Below are 16,652 nucleotides of genomic sequence, written 5' to 3' on the forward strand. Positions count from 1 at the left end.
TTTAAGAGTTAATTAATAATACGCTCTTACTTCTCGTTTTAAATCTCTTTCTTTGATTGCTTGACGCTTGTCGTGAAGATTTTTTCCTTTTGCTAAAGCTAGAGTTCCTTTCAAAATCCCACGCTTAAAATAACAATTTAGTATTACTAAAGTAAATCCATCTGTGCTGATTTTACCTATTAATTTATCAATTTCTGCACGATGAAGCAATAATTTCCTAGCTCTTCTATCTTCGTGAGTGAAGTATTTATTCGCCGTATTCATATGACCTATGTGGCTATCAAGTAGCCAAGCTTCACCTTTGATTATCCTTACAAAAGAATCTTTTAAATTGATTTTGCCGTGTCTTACAGCTACAACTTCGCTACCTAATAAGGCAAAACCACATTCATAAGTATCAATTATGCTATATTCAAATCTTGCTTTTTTATTCTCTGCAACGCTTTTCATTATTATCCTTAAAATGAGTATATAAGACCGATTTTAGCGTAATTTTGATTAGCAATTAAACTTAAACGATAATTTTTATAATCAAAATAAGTATTAAGATTTATATGTTTTTTATCAGCACTAATTTTTATACCAAAATTATCAAAATCCTTTAAATAACCTATATTTAAGCCGTAATTATTAGCCCCTATAAAAAAACCTTCATAATAATACCCTAAGAAAAAATTAGCAAACACCCTAGCCTTTTTATATCTAATTCCTAATTCAAATTCATAGCTAATCTTTTCGTATTCGCTAATTTTTATAGGGCTTATATAATTTTTATTAAAGTTTAATATATTTAAACTATGAGATAATTTATCATTTAGACTAAGAATACTTATCTCAAAATCAAGGCTATTTTTTTTATCATATTCATAAAACAATCCTACTTTATGAAAGTTCTTTTTATAATCAGTATTAAGCGATACAAAACGAATTGGAATTAGGCTTGATTTAAGATTAACACCATAGTTTTTGGCATACATACTTAAAGCCGATGAGCAATTTTTATGCAAAAATGTATAAGTATCATAAATCTCATCTTCGTAAAATAAAGCTGATAGATTGGCTTCTTGGCTATCATCTAAATTAAGCGGATAGCATTTTACTTGTCTTTCATCATCTTCATAAAACTTAATTAATTTATCCTTAGGCAAAATTTGCATAATGCCTTCTACTCCAAAAAGTGCTGATAAATTATCTTTAATATTTAAATTACTATTTAGATTAAAACTAGCCGCTTTATTGTTATAAGCTAAAAATATATGCCCAAACATAGTATCAAGTCGCTTGTAGCTATCACTTACATAACAAACACTAATATCACTTGCTCTTAAAAAAATACTAATAATTAATAAAAATACAAATTTCATCTTATTATTTTACTTTTTTTGTTAGCATAAAAGGTAAAAAAAGGAGAAAAAATGGAAATAATTGAACTATTCAAAAATGTCAAATATCCTAATTTTCAAAAGGATATTGTAAGTTTTGGTTTTGTAAAAAGGTGCGAATTAGCAGGAGATATTATCCTAATGGATATTGAAATTCCAGCTGCAAGTGAGCAAATAGCAAATGCTATTAGAAATGAATGTGAAGCAATAGCTAGAAATAATCATTATAAACTTGAGCTTAAAATCATTCAACCAAAATTAGAAGAGCCAGAAGTAAAAAGACCAAAAATCAAAAATCTAGCTCCACAAATTAAGCATTTTGTGATGATTAGTAGTGGAAAAGGTGGAGTTGGCAAAAGTACAACTACTCTAAATCTAGCATTATCACTTGCAAAACTTGGTAAAAAAGTAGGAGTGCTAGATGCTGATATATATGGTCCTAATATGCCAAGAATGCTTGGTGCTGAAAACGAAAAACCTGTAGTAGTAGGCAATAAAATCCGTCCTGTTAAAGCTTATGGAATTGAGTTTATGAGTATGGGAATTTTAATTGAAGAAGGACAAGGATTAATGTGGAGAGGCTCTATGGTAATGAAAGCGATTGAGCAACTTTTATGCGATGTGTTATGGAGTGAGCTTGATGTATTATTACTTGATATGCCTCCAGGAACAGGTGATGCACAAATTACTCTAGCTCAAAGTGTGCCTGTTAGTGCGGGAGTTTGCGTTAGCACCCCACAAGCAGTAAGCCTTGATGATAGTAAAAGAGCTTTAGATATGTTTAACAAATTAAATATACCTGTAGCTGGTGTAATTGAGAATATGAGTGGTTTTATTTGTCCTAATTGCGATGTTGAGCATGAGATTTTTGGTAAAGGTGGAGCACTTAATTTAGCTCATGAATATGATTGCTCTGTTTTAGCTTGTATTCCTATTGATTTATCAATTAGAAGTGGTGGAGATAGTGGTAAGCCTATTTCTATGTGTGAGCCAAATTCAATAGTAGCAAAAAGATATGAAGAAGCTGCATTTAAATTAATTGAGTTTTTAAACACTACTAAAGCTGATAATTCTAGTATTCAACCAACGACAAACACTCCAGCTTGTCATTAATAAAAAGAAGGGTTTAAAAACCCTTCTTAAAATTACTTAGTATTTGTAAATTCTAAACTGAACTTACCACCATGTAAATCATTTGTATTATTCAAATCAATTACTTCTTTAATGTATTGCTTTTTAGCATTATCAGGTGATAGCGTAATAGTTACTTCGCCTGTTTTTGGATTTTTAAAAAAGCTTGAACCATATTCAGCATTAAATGATAATTCATTAATAATAGCACTAGCGTCTTTATCATATAAAGAACTCTTTAAAGGTATTTTTGTTCTTTCGTTTTTCTTATTTAAATAATAAAGCTCTAAATCTGTTGTAGGATTTAAAGTAATTTTGTCAGTATTTGTTACTTTATTATCTTTATAAGTAACATTAGTAAAGATAAATGAGTATTCATTAGCTAAATTAGTGCTAGCTCCATCTAAAGAAACTTTTGATGATTTTAATAATGAAAACTCAGCAACACTTGGCTTAGCTAAACTTGCATTAGTATCTATTGTTTTATTATCTGGAGTTTTTTTGTATTTAGTGTAAGCTAATTCTAAATCTACAGATATTTTATCTTTTGGTGCAGCAAATCCAGCTATAACAGCATTAATGTTATTTGTCTTTGTATCATTATATAAATCTTCTAATTTTTTATCAAAATCTTTATTTAACTTATCTTTTGTAATGATAACTCTATCTACTAGAATTTGATTTGCACCATTAATTGTGGTATTAAAGCTTTTATCCGTATAATTTTCATCAATATTTACTAAATATCTATCTTTAGCTTGTTTATCAGTATTATCAAAATTTAATTCATACTCAAGATTATGGTCTTTGCTAAATTTATGATATACATAATTTAAGCTATTTGTATCCTTAGCACCTAAATTATTAAATACATAATAAATCTTTAAGCTATTATTATCGCCTACTTCACTCTTAAAGAATGTTTTTTCATCTGTAAAGGCATTGTTTATTATAGGAGTTCTTAAAACATATTCCTTAGTGCTAGCAAAATTAATACTTATAGCACTTTTACTATCAATTAAACAACCTACTTTTCCATATTCATCTACTTTATTATTGATAGCATTTACATTACATAAACCTTTAATACTATCTGGTTTTGTGAATTTACCTTCGTATAATTTAAGTTTTGCATCAGTTGATAATGGGAAATTTACAACTGCGTCATTGATTTTATAGGTATTATTATTGTCTTTTACAAACGCAACTTCATTGCTATCAGATATAGTATTTTTATTAGTTGCATTTAAACTAAAATCATAATTTTTACCTTGACTATCTTCTACACTTAAAGTAGTTTTTGTTAAAGCAAATTCTTCATTTGTTACTATTAGCTTATCTTTAGCATCTTTTAATCCCGCATTAAATACTGCTACTTTTCCACCCGCAAGAGCATTTTCTCCAGCTGTAAATGTAGTGCTTGTAGTGTATTCAACTAAAGCAGGTCTTAAACTAAAATCATTAGTGCAATTTCTAGCTTTTACAGGCACTTCAATTAGGCTTTTAGCGTCTTTATTGTTATTGTTTTTATTGATTTCTTCTTGAACTTGAGATTTAGAATATATTGTATAGCATACTTTATATCTACCTACTTTTAAATCATCAATCTTTACAACGCCATTATAAAACGGATAAGCACCACTAAATCCTGTTTGAGTAAATATTGGATTACCTACTAAATAATCATTTTCGTGACTAATATTAACTTTACTTGTTCCATTATCATAATAAGTAAGGTCAGCTGATTTAATTATTTTATTAGTATTTGCGTCTATTACATCAAAAGTTACAAAATTATCAATATTATTTAATTTATTTGATGATTTTGCACTTTTTATACCTAAATAAACAGGTTCTCCAGCTATTCTAGTATTTGCAGTTGTAGGATTAAAACCTGTGCTAGTGCTGTTTAATACAGGCATTTTATCAGGGTCTTGTTTATTCCAAATAGAACCAAAATCTACATTACTAGCATTAAAATTAATATCGCTAATAATTACATAAAACTTACCTGATGATTTAGCATTAATGATAGTATTTGAATCGGTTTCAAAAAATGGTCTATTATCAGCATAAAAACCTTTATCAAGTGTAAGTTCTAATAGTATTGATTCACCAGATTTATATTTAATTGCATCTAATAACCCTTCATCAACTCTTAATGCCATAACATCAGTTGTGTATTCACTTGAAAAATAGCCATTCTTTTCACTATCTTCACTAATTACTTTAAAGCCACCATCAGTTTTGCTTAATTTATAAGTTTTGTATTTGAAATCTTTAAATTTAAATTTCATATTAGAGCAGTTTTTACCACTACTTATATCGCATTCTTGTTTATTTTCAAAGCCTAATCTATTAGGGTCTAAATCAACGCCTTCGTATGTAAATGATAATTGAGCATTATTATTTACTCCGTATTTAAGCTCTGTTACAACATAAAATTCTTTATCATTAAAGCTACTTGGTAAATTTTCAACTTTTGCTTTTCTAGGAACTAAATTTTTATCAATTTCAGTAGTTTTAGCTCCATCAGCGTCAGGATAAAAATGTAAATAATATCTAGCACCAATTTTGCCATTTGAAGAATTGCCGTATTTTTTCGCATCATCATATCTAAAACTTGTAGGTCTAGTATTTAAAGTAAATATATGCTCTTCACCAGAAGTTGCTCTAGTATAAATATTGCTTCTATCTATTGAGTAATTAGCGATTGCATATTTACCATCTAAACTACTTATATAGTTTTGTAAAAACTCATTAGCTGGTTTATTCCATAATAATTTGCTAGATTGCATAGCTTCAAACTTTGCATAACCATTTTGATTTTTACTTCCATAATATTGTAAATTAATAAAATAGCATTTTCCTATCTTATTATTATTACCAAAAGCATTAGAATTATTGCTACCTTGATCTAAATTCTTATTAAAAAAAGGAAACACATTATCTTTATTATTAAACTCATTAGTTCCGTATAAGCTTATATTTTTTAAAGTAATTGCTTCGGTTATTTTTCTTAGATTATAAGTTTTATAATACATATCTTTATAATAACCATCTGGATAATGTCTAACATAGGTATCATCCCCTCTAAATTCTGCAGAACCATAAAGGTCTCCACTAATTCCAAAAGGAACTACTTGACCATATTCATTTTTTATCCCACCATATTGAGCCATACCTGTTCTCATATCGTAAACATGGTCACTAGCAGTAGAAGCTCTAAATTGATAGCCTAAACCCCATAAAGAATGGAAAAATCTAACATATTTTCCATGAGCGCTTAAACTATTCCAATCACTAGAACCACAACCTTTACCATTTTTAAAATCACGATTATCCCAGTTATAAATCTGATTACACCAAGGACCTCTATCATTACCACCTGATATTGTTCTTTGAGCTAAAAGAGCCCAACTTTGATACATATTAGAGCGTTTTGAACCTGTTCCTGGTATCATTTGTCCATTTTGTATACCTAGATTTTGATTTACGAAGTTTTTAAAATCATTAGGAAAAGAGCCAAGATTAATATTATCGCTTAGATAAAAACTAAATGGATTGTATTCTTTTTGATTGTTAGCAACTACTAATAATCTACCTGTAGTATTTACGCCAAAATCTTTATATGATTCTTGATAATTTCCTAAGTTGTATTGATATATAGTAGTATCATATTTAATACTTGGGCTTATCTTATCTTTTGAAACATATAATCCTTTATCAAGATTAGCTTTATTAATATTTGCAATAAACTCACTAGCATTTGGAATTTTATTTGTTCCTAAATCACTACTACCATCAACCATACAATACACATTATCTCTATAATTTGCATTATCTGCTTCAGGATTTCCGCTACCATCTTTATAACTATAAACTTGCATTAAAGAAGCACAATCATAATAAGCCCAAGCATCACTACCAGGTCTTCCGTGAAGACAACCAATGATTGCATTATCACGACCATAATTATAAAAGTCTTGTATTAATTCAAGTTTAGTACGTGCAGCACCATACGCATTATCAACATTTCCAATAAAAATACCTTTAATTTTATTTTCTGTTGTTACCATACTCCCGTGCAATACACTTATCGCACATAGGGATAGAAATATCGTTTTTTTCATATTTTCTCCTAAAATAAAAAAAGTATATTTATTTTACATAAAACTTATCAATTAATGCTATAAATTATAAAAATATTTCAATTTAAGGAAAAATAATGTTTAAAGACTATTTATGCTTAGGTGTGATAGGAAATGTTCCTAATCATTTAAATCAAGCTAACGAAGCTAAAGATTTTACTGAATTACATACAAGTGATTTTGCACCTAAAGGTGTGTTTCCATTCTACTCTAAAGATAGTAATAAAGAATATTTAAAGAGATTTTGTATTAGTGAAAATGAGCTTATTTTAGATGGAGATTTTGTTCAAATTGAGCCTGAATTATGTGTAATTTTTAAAGCTTTTTATGAAAATGATAAACTAAGTGATTTAAAACCACAATTTTATGCAGCGTTTAATGACGCTAGTAAAAGAGTAAATGAAAATAAAATATCTTCTAAAAAGAACTTCTCAACTGCTAGTAAAGGTATTGGGAATTTAGTTCCTTTAAATAATCTTGATGAATTAAATGATTATAAAATCCACTGCTATTTAAAAAGAGATAATGAGATAATAAAATACGCAAACGAAGATTATATAAAAAATTATTTTTATTATTCAAATACATTAATCACTTGGCTAATTGATACTATAAATAATCAAATAGACATAGCAACCCTTGAAGATATAAGACCTTTAATAGCTAGTAAGCCTGCAAATTTATTGATATGTTTAGGTGCTTTATCTTATACTCCTTTTGGAGAAAAACACTATTTAAAAAATAATGATGAAATCTTTGTAGCTATTTCTAAAAATGATGAATTTATAAATGTTAAAGATGGCTCTTGCCTTCATCAAATAGTAAAAAGCAATAATTCTAGTAAATAATTTACTAGAATTTATCTTCTAACTTATCGTAACTTTCTTTTAATTGCAACATTATTAAGCATTTTTCAAGGTCTTTAAAATGCGTTGTATCATCTAAGAGCAAAAAGCATTTTTTTAATAATTCTTTATGTTCTTCATAATCATCGCTTACTAATTTTGCAGCTATACTAAAAGCATTTATTAAACTATTTTTAGTGTTAATTTCTAATAAAATATAAGCAAAATCAATATATCTTAAATCATTATAAGAAATCTTATTTGAGCTTTTTAGGCAAAAAATCTCTTCGTTTATTATGCTAAATCCTTCAATATTTACTATACTAATTTGCTTTTCTTTGCACTCATTACAAATTATTTCAAATATCTTTTGCTTTTGCATTATATATTCTTTAAATATTCTTTAATTCTAGCCTTGCACTCATTTGCTAAGCTTTTTGGCTCAAGAATTTTAATATGTGGAATCCACTTAAAAACCAGCCTAATAATCTCATCTTCATAGCTTGTTTCTGTTTCTATTATGATTTTATCTAAATGGCTTGAGATTATTCTTTGATTTTTTAATATTGCTCTTTTTAAAAAATATTCTTTAGCAACACAATCTAATTCTAAAATAACATTTGTAATATTATTTGATATAAAACTACTTGAATTATTGTTAATCAGCTCTTGTGTGCTTTCATTTGGGATAAATTCTTCTTGTGTGATTAATAAATTTTTGATTTTATATAAAGTAAAGCTTTTAAGTTCAGCTTCTTCACAAGCTAATAAATACCAAATATCTTGATGATTTACTAATTTATAAGGCATTAGAATTCTTTCTTTTGCATTATAAGTTATTTTAATTTTTACCTTATTTAAAATCGCATTAGTTAAGCTCTCATAAACACTACTAATATCATCAATTTCGTTATTTTTAATATTAGTAATTGGTAGTTCTTTTTGAGTAAAAAGATTGTTTAAAAACTCATCGCTAAGCCTTGTTGGAAGCATAGTAATATCAAATATTTTTATAAGTTTTCTAATCTCTTCGTGATTGCTTTTGATATAAGCTTTATCTAAACTATAATCCCCATTTCTTCTAGCAATTATTGGTAATTTTGATAATCTTTCATTAATATCACGCTGAATAGTCTTAGCATTTACTCCAAATTCTTCAGCTAAATCGTGCTTATTTAATATCTCTTCATTATAAAGTCTTACTAATATTTGAGCTATTCTATATGATGGTTTTTGCATTTTCATCCTCGTTATTTCTTAATTGCCCGCACGCTGCACTAATATCAAGCCCTTTGCTTTGTCTAATGGTAGCGTTTTGTCCGTGTGCTTGTAAATAATCTCTAAAAGCAATTACTTTTTCTTCACTTGGGCGTTTATAGATACTGCCTTCGTGTGGGTTAAAATAAATTAAATTTATCTTAGCTTTTATTCCGTGTAGTAATTTTACTAAAGCCTTTGCGTGGCTTAAATCATCATTAATCCCACCTAAACATAAATATTCAAATAACACTCTTTTTCTAGCATCTATTGGGAAATTTCTTACCGCATTTAAAACGCTTTCAATATTATAAGCCTTATTAATAGGCATTAATTCATCTCTTAAAGTATCATTTACAGCGTGAAGCGAAATTGCAAGTAATACACCTAAATTCATCTTGCCTAATTCTTCAATTTGCTTTGCAAGACCGCTTGTTGAGATTGTTTGACGGCGTGGAGATATTGCTAGAGTATCGTTATGAGAAAAGATTTTAATAGCCTTGCTAACTGCTTTTAAATTATCAAGTGGCTCTCCCATACCCATAAAAACTATATTAATACCTTGCTCATAAGGGATTTTTGCGTATTTTTTGATAAATAATACTTGAGCTACTATTTCAGCTGTGCTAAGATTTCTAATAAGCCCACTTTTACCCGTTAAACAAAAGGCACAACCACTTTTGCAACCTACTTGGCTACTTATACAAATAGTGTATTTTGCACTTTTTTTCACACCATTTTCTATTCTTTCTTTTTTCATAGGTAGCAAAACGCTTTCTATTGTGTGATTATCGTGCAAGGAAAATAAGAATTTAATACTCCCATCAATGCTTGTTTGAGCTATTTTTAAGCTAAGTGGCATAATGTTAAATTCATTTTTTAATTGTTCTCTTAGAGCTTTTGATAAACTTGTAGCTTCGCTAAAATCATTTATATATTTTTGATATACAAATTTTGCTAATTCATTATTTAGATATTTTGGACTAAGGTTATATTCTTCTGGTAAAAAATCTAATAATTCTTTCATAAAAGTCCTTTGTTTTCTAAGTAATTTTCTAGTATTTCATTAGCTTTTGCTATGTTTTTTATATATTCTTCGTGTGCGAATTCATCACAATAATTAGTCGCTACTAAAATTGCACTAGCTGGAATTTTATAATAATTAGCAGTCGCAAAAAAACTAAAACATTCCATATTTTCGCCTAATATCCCGTATTTTTCATTCATTTTCTTAGCGTATTCGTAATTTTTACAAATATAATTAGAAGAATTTAAATTAGAAACTTCATTAGTTTTCATAGGGGTATAAACTAAATCATCTAACATAGCTAATTCAATATTTACAGCACTTTTAAACTCATTTACGCTAAAAAGCTCAATTTCTTTAGTATAAAGCCCCATTGAACCTATAAAAATCAATCTTTTTGGCTGCTTTTTAAGTATTAATTCGCTAAGTTTTATAGAACAATTACTGCCTAATCCAATAGGCTCTGCGTAATCATAAATCTCACTTATTCCTGCACTAACTATCATTTATTGCCTTTAATTTTATTTATAATACTTTTTGCATCAAGCCCTAAGCTTTGCATAACTTCATTTGTATTTCCGTGAGTTATAAACTCATCTTCATATTCATAAGATATTAATTTAATGTCTAAATCATATTCTTTTAAAAAGCTAGAAATTATAGAATTTAATCCGCCTATTTTTGCACTTTCGCTAAAAATATGCCATTCTTTTGAACTCTTAGCAAGATTTAATAAAAACTCTTTATCAAGTGGTTTAGCAAATACTAAATCAATTACATTTGCATTGATTTCTTCACTAACTGCTAAAGCTTTTGCAACGCCTTCTCCAAAACCTAAAAAGCTTATATTAGAATTTACATTTTTAATAAAATGAGTTTTTAAACTTGGCTCATAGCTCTCATCTAAAGCAAAACTTCCCCTTGGATAGCGAATAGCAATTAACCCAACTTTACTTGTAGCGTATTCAAGCAATAATTTAAAACTTTTAGCATTCGTTGGAGCACAAATTTTAAAATTAGGTATGCAAGATATATATGAAATATCAAAAGCTCCTTGATGAGTTTTGCCATCATTTCCTACAATCCCTGCACGATCAAGTGCAAAAACCATATTAAGATTAAGTATTGCACAATCGTGAATTAAACTATCATAAGCTCTTTGCAAAAAAGTTGAATAAATAGCTACAACAGGCATAAAACCACATTTACTCATAGCAGCCATTGAAGTTACTGCGTGAGCTTCTGCTATTCCTACATCATAAAATCTATTAGGATATTTTGCTATTAATTTATCAATTCCTGTGCCACTTGGCATAGCTGCACTAAGACCTACTATTTTTTCATTTTTACTTGCTAGTTCATCTAAAATATCACTAAAAATTGCCGTTGCACTAGGTTTTTTTGAGCTACTTAAACTCTTACCTGTTTTTATATCAAAAGCTCCAACTCCGTGCCAACTACCCTCATCATTTAAAGAATACTCATAACCATAGCCTTTGATTGTTTGAATATGCAATAATACAGGCTTTTTAAGACTTTTTGCTAGATTTAATGCAGTTATTAAATCAGCAATATTATGCCCATCAATTGGGCCAATATATTCAAGTCCTAATTCTTCAAAAAACATTCCAGCAGGAGTGATTAATTTAAATCCATCTTCAAATCTTTTTGCAGTATATCTAGCACCTTCAGGCAAGTATTCAAGCATTGCTTCAACGCCTTTTTTAAATTTTTGATAAATTGGACTTGATAAACTTTTTGATAAAAATCTTGAAACCGCACCAATAGGCTTACTAATACTCATTTTATTATCATTTAAGATAATAATACTTGGATATTTTCTATCTCCTAATTCATTTAAAGCCTCATAGGCTAATCCACAGCCCATCGCCCCATCACCAATAATAGCAATTGGAATTGCATCTTTTTTATTAAGACTAAAAGCCTTTGCAACCCCCGTTGCAAGAGATATTGAAGTAGATGAATGCCCTGCTATAAAAAAATCATACTCGCTCTCATTTGGCTCGGTATAACCACTAATTCCATTAAATTGTCTTAGATTTTCTAAATTCCTATTTGTTAATATTTTATGTGCGTAGCATTGATGAGATACATCAAAAATTAAAGGATTTTCCTTTATATCAAATAAATGATGAAGAACAACGCTTAGTTCAACCACGCCTAAATTAGACGATAAATGACCGCCGTTTTTGCTAACTTGCTCAATGATTGTAGCTCTTATATCACTACATAATTCTTTTAATTCGTTTTCATTAAGGCTTTTGATATTTTCAATTTTACGCTTCATCTAATATCATACTCCTTGCTTGTGCTAATCTTTCTTTTAAGTTAATTTGAGTATTTAATGTATCTGAATTAATAATCAAACAACCCTTATTAATAGCATCATCAGCTAAGATTTCAATCCTATTTGAACTTAATTCTTTATTTAAATAATCAAAATCCTTAGGATTTACGCTGATTTTAATCTTAATGCTTTTATCAATTCCTTGCATTATCGTATTTGCATAAGCTAGAGCAATTTTTGCTGAACTTGTTTCTAGCTCTTTATTTACTACTTCTTTAGCTATTAAATAAGCAGCTTCGTTTAAATCGCTTTTTGTTTTTTCACAAAAATCACTTAATTCTTGGCATTTATTTTCAAGCTTTTTAATACTATTTGATACATTTATACTAAGCTCGTTTATTTTATCTTCATTTTGAGATTTACCTGCGTTTAAACCTTCTTCATAAGCGTTTTTTTTAGCTATTTCAATCTCATTTAAAAGTCTTTTTTCAAATTCTTCTTCTTGTTTTTCAAGTTTCATTTGAAGTTTTACTACATTATCGCTTAAAGTTTCCATTTTTTTAAGCATTTCTTCATTGATTGGATTTGGTGGCGGTGATGGTGGCGGAGTAATTTCTTTAATTATTACAGGCTCTTCTTTTATTTCTTGTGGAGTTTCAATAACTTCACTAAGCTGCTCTTCACTTGCATCAGTGTCAAATGAGCTTAAAATTTTAAATTTATAATTTTGAATATGATGCTCTTTGGCTTTATTATCAATAATAGTTTTCATCATTCTATCATCTCATCACTTTCGCCTAATTGTATTACTCCACTTTCATTAAGCTTTTGAACAACTTCAACGATTTTTCTTTGTGCTTCTTCTACATCTTTTACCCTAACAGCACCTAAAAATCCCATTTCTTCATTAAAACTCTCTGCTGCTCTTTGGCTCATATTAGATAAAAACATACCTTTTAAATCTTCCGTGCTTCCTTTTAAAGCTATCATTAAATCTTTTTTATCAGCTACTTTTAATATCTCTCTAATTGCTGTTGTGCCTAATTTAGTAATATCATCAAAAGTAAACATCATATCTTTAATAGTAGTTGCAAGTTTTTCATCAGTTTGCTCTAAATATGCAATAGTTGATTTGCTTGATTTTTGACCTAGACGATTAAGCACTTCAGCAACTGCTCTAGTCCCTCCAACTTCAACTTTATAAGATGTAAGAGATTGTAATTTACTCTCTAAAACGGTTGAAACTCTTTTAATAATACTTGGGCTAATATCACCTAAAGTAGCAATTCTATGGATTACTTCACTTCTTAAATTATCTTCAAAAAACTCTAAAGTCTCAGCTGCTCTAGTAGGCTCCATATGTGCAATAATTAAAGCTATTGTTTGTGGATATTCATTTACGATAAAGTCAGCTAATTGTTGAGGTTTAATATTGCTAAGATAAGAAAATGCTTGATTTCCATCTAAAGTTTTTGCTAATTTTGATAAGATTTTTTCAGCTTCTTCAATCCCATAAGTATTGTATAAAATCTCTTTAGCAAATTCCAAACCACCATTTTTAATATACTGATTTGACTTAAGTAAAGCGTGAAATTCTTCTAATACAGCAGTAGCTACTGCTCTATCGACTTGCTTTGCACTTGCAATATATTTTGTGATTTCAATTACCATATCTGTATCAAGATTTGAAAATATTAGTGTGCTTGGCTCTTCTCCCATTAGAACCAAAAATATTGCAATTTTTTCTAAAATACTTAAATCATTATATAAGCTTTTTTGTTCGTTGCTTAAATTTGCCATTACATTTCCTTTTGAGATTGATTAAATTCAGCATCGTTTTTTAATAAACTTTTAAATAGCATAGCAACCTCATCACTTTTTTCTGTGCTAATAGTTTTTAATTTTTCAAGTAAAATATCATATTGTAATTCATCTTCACTAAATCCAGCGTCAATTCCAAGTTGTTCTTCAACTCTTTTCTTAGCTTGTTGGTATTTTTCTATCGCATCTTCTTCATCATCAGCACCTTCTTCACGCCTAATTTCTTCTAATTCTTCAGGTGTAAATACCTTATCCTCAAGCATTTTCTTAATAAACGGAGATATAACCTTTTTATAAAATATAAACATTAACACCATAGCAAAAATATATTTTGCAGGTGGGATAAACGGCATTATATAGCTTTCTAAGAAATTAGTAATTTTAATTGATGGTGGAACTGGAGCTTTAATATTATTAAATCTAATATTATCAACACTAACACTATCTCCTCTAGTATCATTAAATCCTATTGCGTTTTTTACCAAACCTTGTAATTTTTTAAGCTCATCATCGCTAATTGCTACATATTTTACTTCGCCATTTTCATCAATTTCGTATTTTCCATCTACTACTACTGCTGCACTAATTCTATTTAAGGTTGCAAATTGACCTTTGATGGTTGTAATTTTTTTAGATATTTCATAATTAATTGTGCTTTGATTTTTGCTATAACTTTCTTTATTTTCTCCATCTTCAATGCCTTGAACAGGTCCAATATTTGATATTGCTCCTGGCACTCCGCCTACTTCTTTGCCTTTTTTGCCTTCTTTTTTCTCTTCTAAACTTTGCTCACTTCTAGCGACTGAATTTGGGTCAAACACTTCACTTTGACTATTTGCCTTATCAAAATTAAAATCAGCATTAACTCTAGCAACAACTCTATCCCAACCACCAAGAACAGGTGCTAAAACATTTATAATCTTTTGCTCTAATGAATTTTCATATTCTTTTTTATAATTTATTTGTGCGTTTAATTCATCTACATCAAGCCCTACTTCATCAGCACCTAAATTAACTCCATTTTGATCAATTATTTTAACATTCTCAACACTTAAACCAGCTACTGATGATGCTATTAAATTTTTAATCCCTAAAACTTGCTTTTGACCTAATTTCATACCCATTTTAATATTTAAAACTACTGAAGCTGTTGGTGGCTCTTTTTCTTTTACAAATAAAGATTCTTTACCAAAAGCAATATGAACTGTAGCTTTATTAATAGGATTTAAGCTCTCAATTGTTCTTGCTAATTCGCCTTCTAAAGCTCTTTTAAACTTGATTTTTTGTTCTTCATCAGTAGCTCCAAATTCTTGTTTATCAAAAATCTCAAAACCTACTTTATTATCCTTTAAAATTCCAGCACTTGCCACTTCTAAACGCTGCTTATAAACATCAGCACTTGGAACTAAAATGGTGCTTTCATCTTTTAAAATATAATTTATCTGATTTTTTTCTAATATTGACACAACTGCAGCTGAATTTTTAGTATCTAATTCATCAAATAAAACAGAATATCCAGAGTAGTTTTTATTATTACCAGAATTATATACGAGTAAAAAAACTATAAAAGCAACGGTTGCAATAATGGCTGCTAATATAGTTAGTTTTTGTTTTTTTTCTAAACCCGAATAGAACTTGCCTATTCCTTGTAAAAATTGCTTAATCATTTATCATTCTTTAAATATGAGCCAAGCCATTTTATATTTGTTTTATTTTTTAAGATTTTTTGCACATTCAAATCATCAATATGTCCGTCAAAATCAATAAAAAAACTATATTCAAATTCTTTTTTCTTTAAAGGTCTTGATTCAATTTTAGTTAAGTTGATATTTGCTTCTTTAAACTCATTAAGCAAATCAACTAAAGCACCTGCTTTATGTGCTGTATTTGCTAGAATTGATGTTTTAGAATTGCTTGATTTTTCGCAAGAATGTTTGCTAAGCACTAAAAATCTAGTTTTATTTGCCTTATTATCTTCAATACACTCAAACATTAAAGGCAAATCGCTTAATTTTGCTGCAATTTTTGAGCAAATTGCAGCTGAGTTTGGCGTATCTTTTGCTAATTTTGCAGCAGCGGCTGTGCTTTTTGTAGGGACAAACTCAATGTCTAAAATATTATGAGCTTCTAAGAATTTTTTGCACTGATTATAGCCTTGTGGATGAGAAAAAATCACTTTAATATCTCTTATATCATCAGTTGTGCTTGCGAATGAATGATGAATATCTAAATAATTTTCAGCAAAAATCAAAATATCATCGTATTTTGCAAGACAATCAAGAGTAGCTCCAACTCCACCTTCTGTATTGTTTTCTATAGGAACTACTGCATAAGATACTTCATCGTTATTTAAACTAACAAAAACATCTTCAATAGTAGCAATCTCAATATATTCACTAAGTGCTCCAAACCATAATCTTGCTGCTTGATGAGTATAAGTGCCAATTGGACCTAAAAACGCAACTCTTTGTGGTAATTCAAGATTTCTTGAAATTGCAAAAATCTCTTGATAAATTGCTTTAATTGCGTCTTTTTCTAATAAGCCTTTGCTATTTTCGCTTAGTCTATTTATTATCTCGTTTTCTCTTACAGGACGATAAATTGGACTACCTTCATTATGCTTTAAAATACCAACTTGCTTTACAAATTCCATTCTTTGATTTAATAATTTAATTATTTCATCATCAATTTTATTTATATTTTGTCTAATTTCTTCTAAATTCATAATAT

General features: G+C 28.7%; 14 protein-coding genes. 2 read left to right on the forward strand and 12 right to left on the reverse strand.

The genetic code is table 11. The annotated features are described in order from the left end of the window. Positions 1-12: 12 nt before the first annotated feature. Positions 13-450, reverse strand: a complete 438-nt coding sequence (smpB, locus tag AVBRAN12647_RS01180; protein ID WP_336614566.1) for an SsrA-binding protein SmpB — start codon at positions 448-450, stop codon at positions 13-15. Between the two features lie 8 nt (positions 451-458). Further along, positions 459-1,364: a lipoprotein N-acyltransferase Lnb domain-containing protein gene (locus AVBRAN12647_RS01185; RefSeq protein WP_214149759.1), complete on the reverse strand. Its 906-nt coding sequence runs from the start codon at positions 1,362-1,364 to the stop codon at positions 459-461. A 51-nt stretch (positions 1,365-1,415) separates the two neighbouring features. Here AVBRAN12647_RS01185 and AVBRAN12647_RS01190 point away from each other — a divergent pair, with 51 nt between their 5' ends. After that, the gene (locus tag AVBRAN12647_RS01190; protein WP_336614567.1) at positions 1,416-2,495 is read left to right on the forward strand and encodes an Mrp/NBP35 family ATP-binding protein; all 1,080 of its coding nucleotides are present in this window, start codon (positions 1,416-1,418) and stop codon (positions 2,493-2,495) included. 32 nt (positions 2,496-2,527) lie between these two features. Here AVBRAN12647_RS01190 and AVBRAN12647_RS01195 read toward each other — a convergent pair whose 3' ends face one another. Continuing rightward, on the reverse strand, positions 2,528-6,646 hold the full coding sequence (locus AVBRAN12647_RS01195) for a hypothetical protein (protein ID WP_336614568.1): 4,119 nt from the start codon (positions 6,644-6,646) through the stop codon (positions 2,528-2,530). 95 nt (positions 6,647-6,741) lie between these two features. On the opposite strand from AVBRAN12647_RS01195, the gene AVBRAN12647_RS01200 reads away from it, so the two are divergent. Beyond that, entirely contained in the window at positions 6,742-7,512 is a 771-nt protein-coding gene (locus AVBRAN12647_RS01200) for a DUF5718 family protein (protein WP_336614569.1), read from the forward strand. A 4-nt stretch (positions 7,513-7,516) separates the two neighbouring features. On the opposite strand, the gene AVBRAN12647_RS01205 is transcribed toward AVBRAN12647_RS01200, so the two are convergent. Genes AVBRAN12647_RS01205 through pheA form a run of 9 tightly spaced genes read right to left on the reverse strand, consistent with a single transcriptional unit; the run spans position 7,517 to position 16,650 of the window. Next, a complete protein-coding gene (locus tag AVBRAN12647_RS01205; RefSeq protein ID WP_214115792.1) occupies positions 7,517-7,891 on the reverse strand; it encodes a hypothetical protein in 375 nt (124 codons plus the stop codon). Beyond that, complete coding sequence (locus tag AVBRAN12647_RS01210; RefSeq protein ID WP_214115793.1) at positions 7,891-8,748, reverse strand: helix-turn-helix transcriptional regulator; 858 nt, start codon at positions 8,746-8,748, stop codon at positions 7,891-7,893. The genes AVBRAN12647_RS01205 and AVBRAN12647_RS01210 overlap by 1 nt, the downstream gene beginning before the upstream one ends. After that, positions 8,729-9,793: a 23S rRNA (adenine(2503)-C(2))-methyltransferase RlmN gene (gene rlmN, locus AVBRAN12647_RS01215; protein ID WP_214115794.1), complete on the reverse strand. Its 1,065-nt coding sequence runs from the start codon at positions 9,791-9,793 to the stop codon at positions 8,729-8,731. The genes AVBRAN12647_RS01210 and rlmN overlap by 20 nt, the downstream gene beginning before the upstream one ends. Continuing rightward, on the reverse strand, positions 9,790-10,299 hold the full coding sequence (locus AVBRAN12647_RS01220) for a phosphorylase family protein (protein WP_214119880.1): 510 nt from the start codon (positions 10,297-10,299) through the stop codon (positions 9,790-9,792). Before AVBRAN12647_RS01220 ends, rlmN begins: the two co-directional genes overlap by 4 nt. Further along, positions 10,296-12,101, reverse strand: coding sequence for a 1-deoxy-D-xylulose-5-phosphate synthase (gene dxs, locus AVBRAN12647_RS01225; RefSeq protein WP_214115796.1), 1,806 nt, complete (start codon positions 12,099-12,101; stop codon positions 10,296-10,298). Before dxs ends, AVBRAN12647_RS01220 begins: the two co-directional genes overlap by 4 nt. Continuing rightward, complete coding sequence (locus AVBRAN12647_RS01230) at positions 12,091-12,876, reverse strand: FliH/SctL family protein (RefSeq protein ID WP_336614570.1); 786 nt, start codon at positions 12,874-12,876, stop codon at positions 12,091-12,093. Before AVBRAN12647_RS01230 ends, dxs begins: the two co-directional genes overlap by 11 nt. Continuing rightward, positions 12,873-13,901, reverse strand: a complete 1,029-nt coding sequence (gene fliG / locus AVBRAN12647_RS01235; RefSeq protein ID WP_214115798.1) for a flagellar motor switch protein FliG — start codon at positions 13,899-13,901, stop codon at positions 12,873-12,875. The genes AVBRAN12647_RS01230 and fliG overlap by 4 nt, the downstream gene beginning before the upstream one ends. After that, positions 13,901-15,589, reverse strand: coding sequence for a flagellar basal-body MS-ring/collar protein FliF (gene fliF, locus AVBRAN12647_RS01240; RefSeq protein WP_239803467.1), 1,689 nt, complete (start codon positions 15,587-15,589; stop codon positions 13,901-13,903). Before fliF ends, fliG begins: the two co-directional genes overlap by 1 nt. Beyond that, positions 15,586-16,650, reverse strand: a complete 1,065-nt coding sequence (pheA, locus tag AVBRAN12647_RS01245) for a prephenate dehydratase (protein ID WP_214116008.1) — start codon at positions 16,648-16,650, stop codon at positions 15,586-15,588. Before pheA ends, fliF begins: the two co-directional genes overlap by 4 nt. Positions 16,651-16,652: the final 2 nt, after the last annotated feature.

The organism is Campylobacter sp. RM12647, assembly GCF_020138135.1.
Classification (GTDB): Bacteria; Campylobacterota; Campylobacteria; order Campylobacterales; family Campylobacteraceae; genus Campylobacter_E.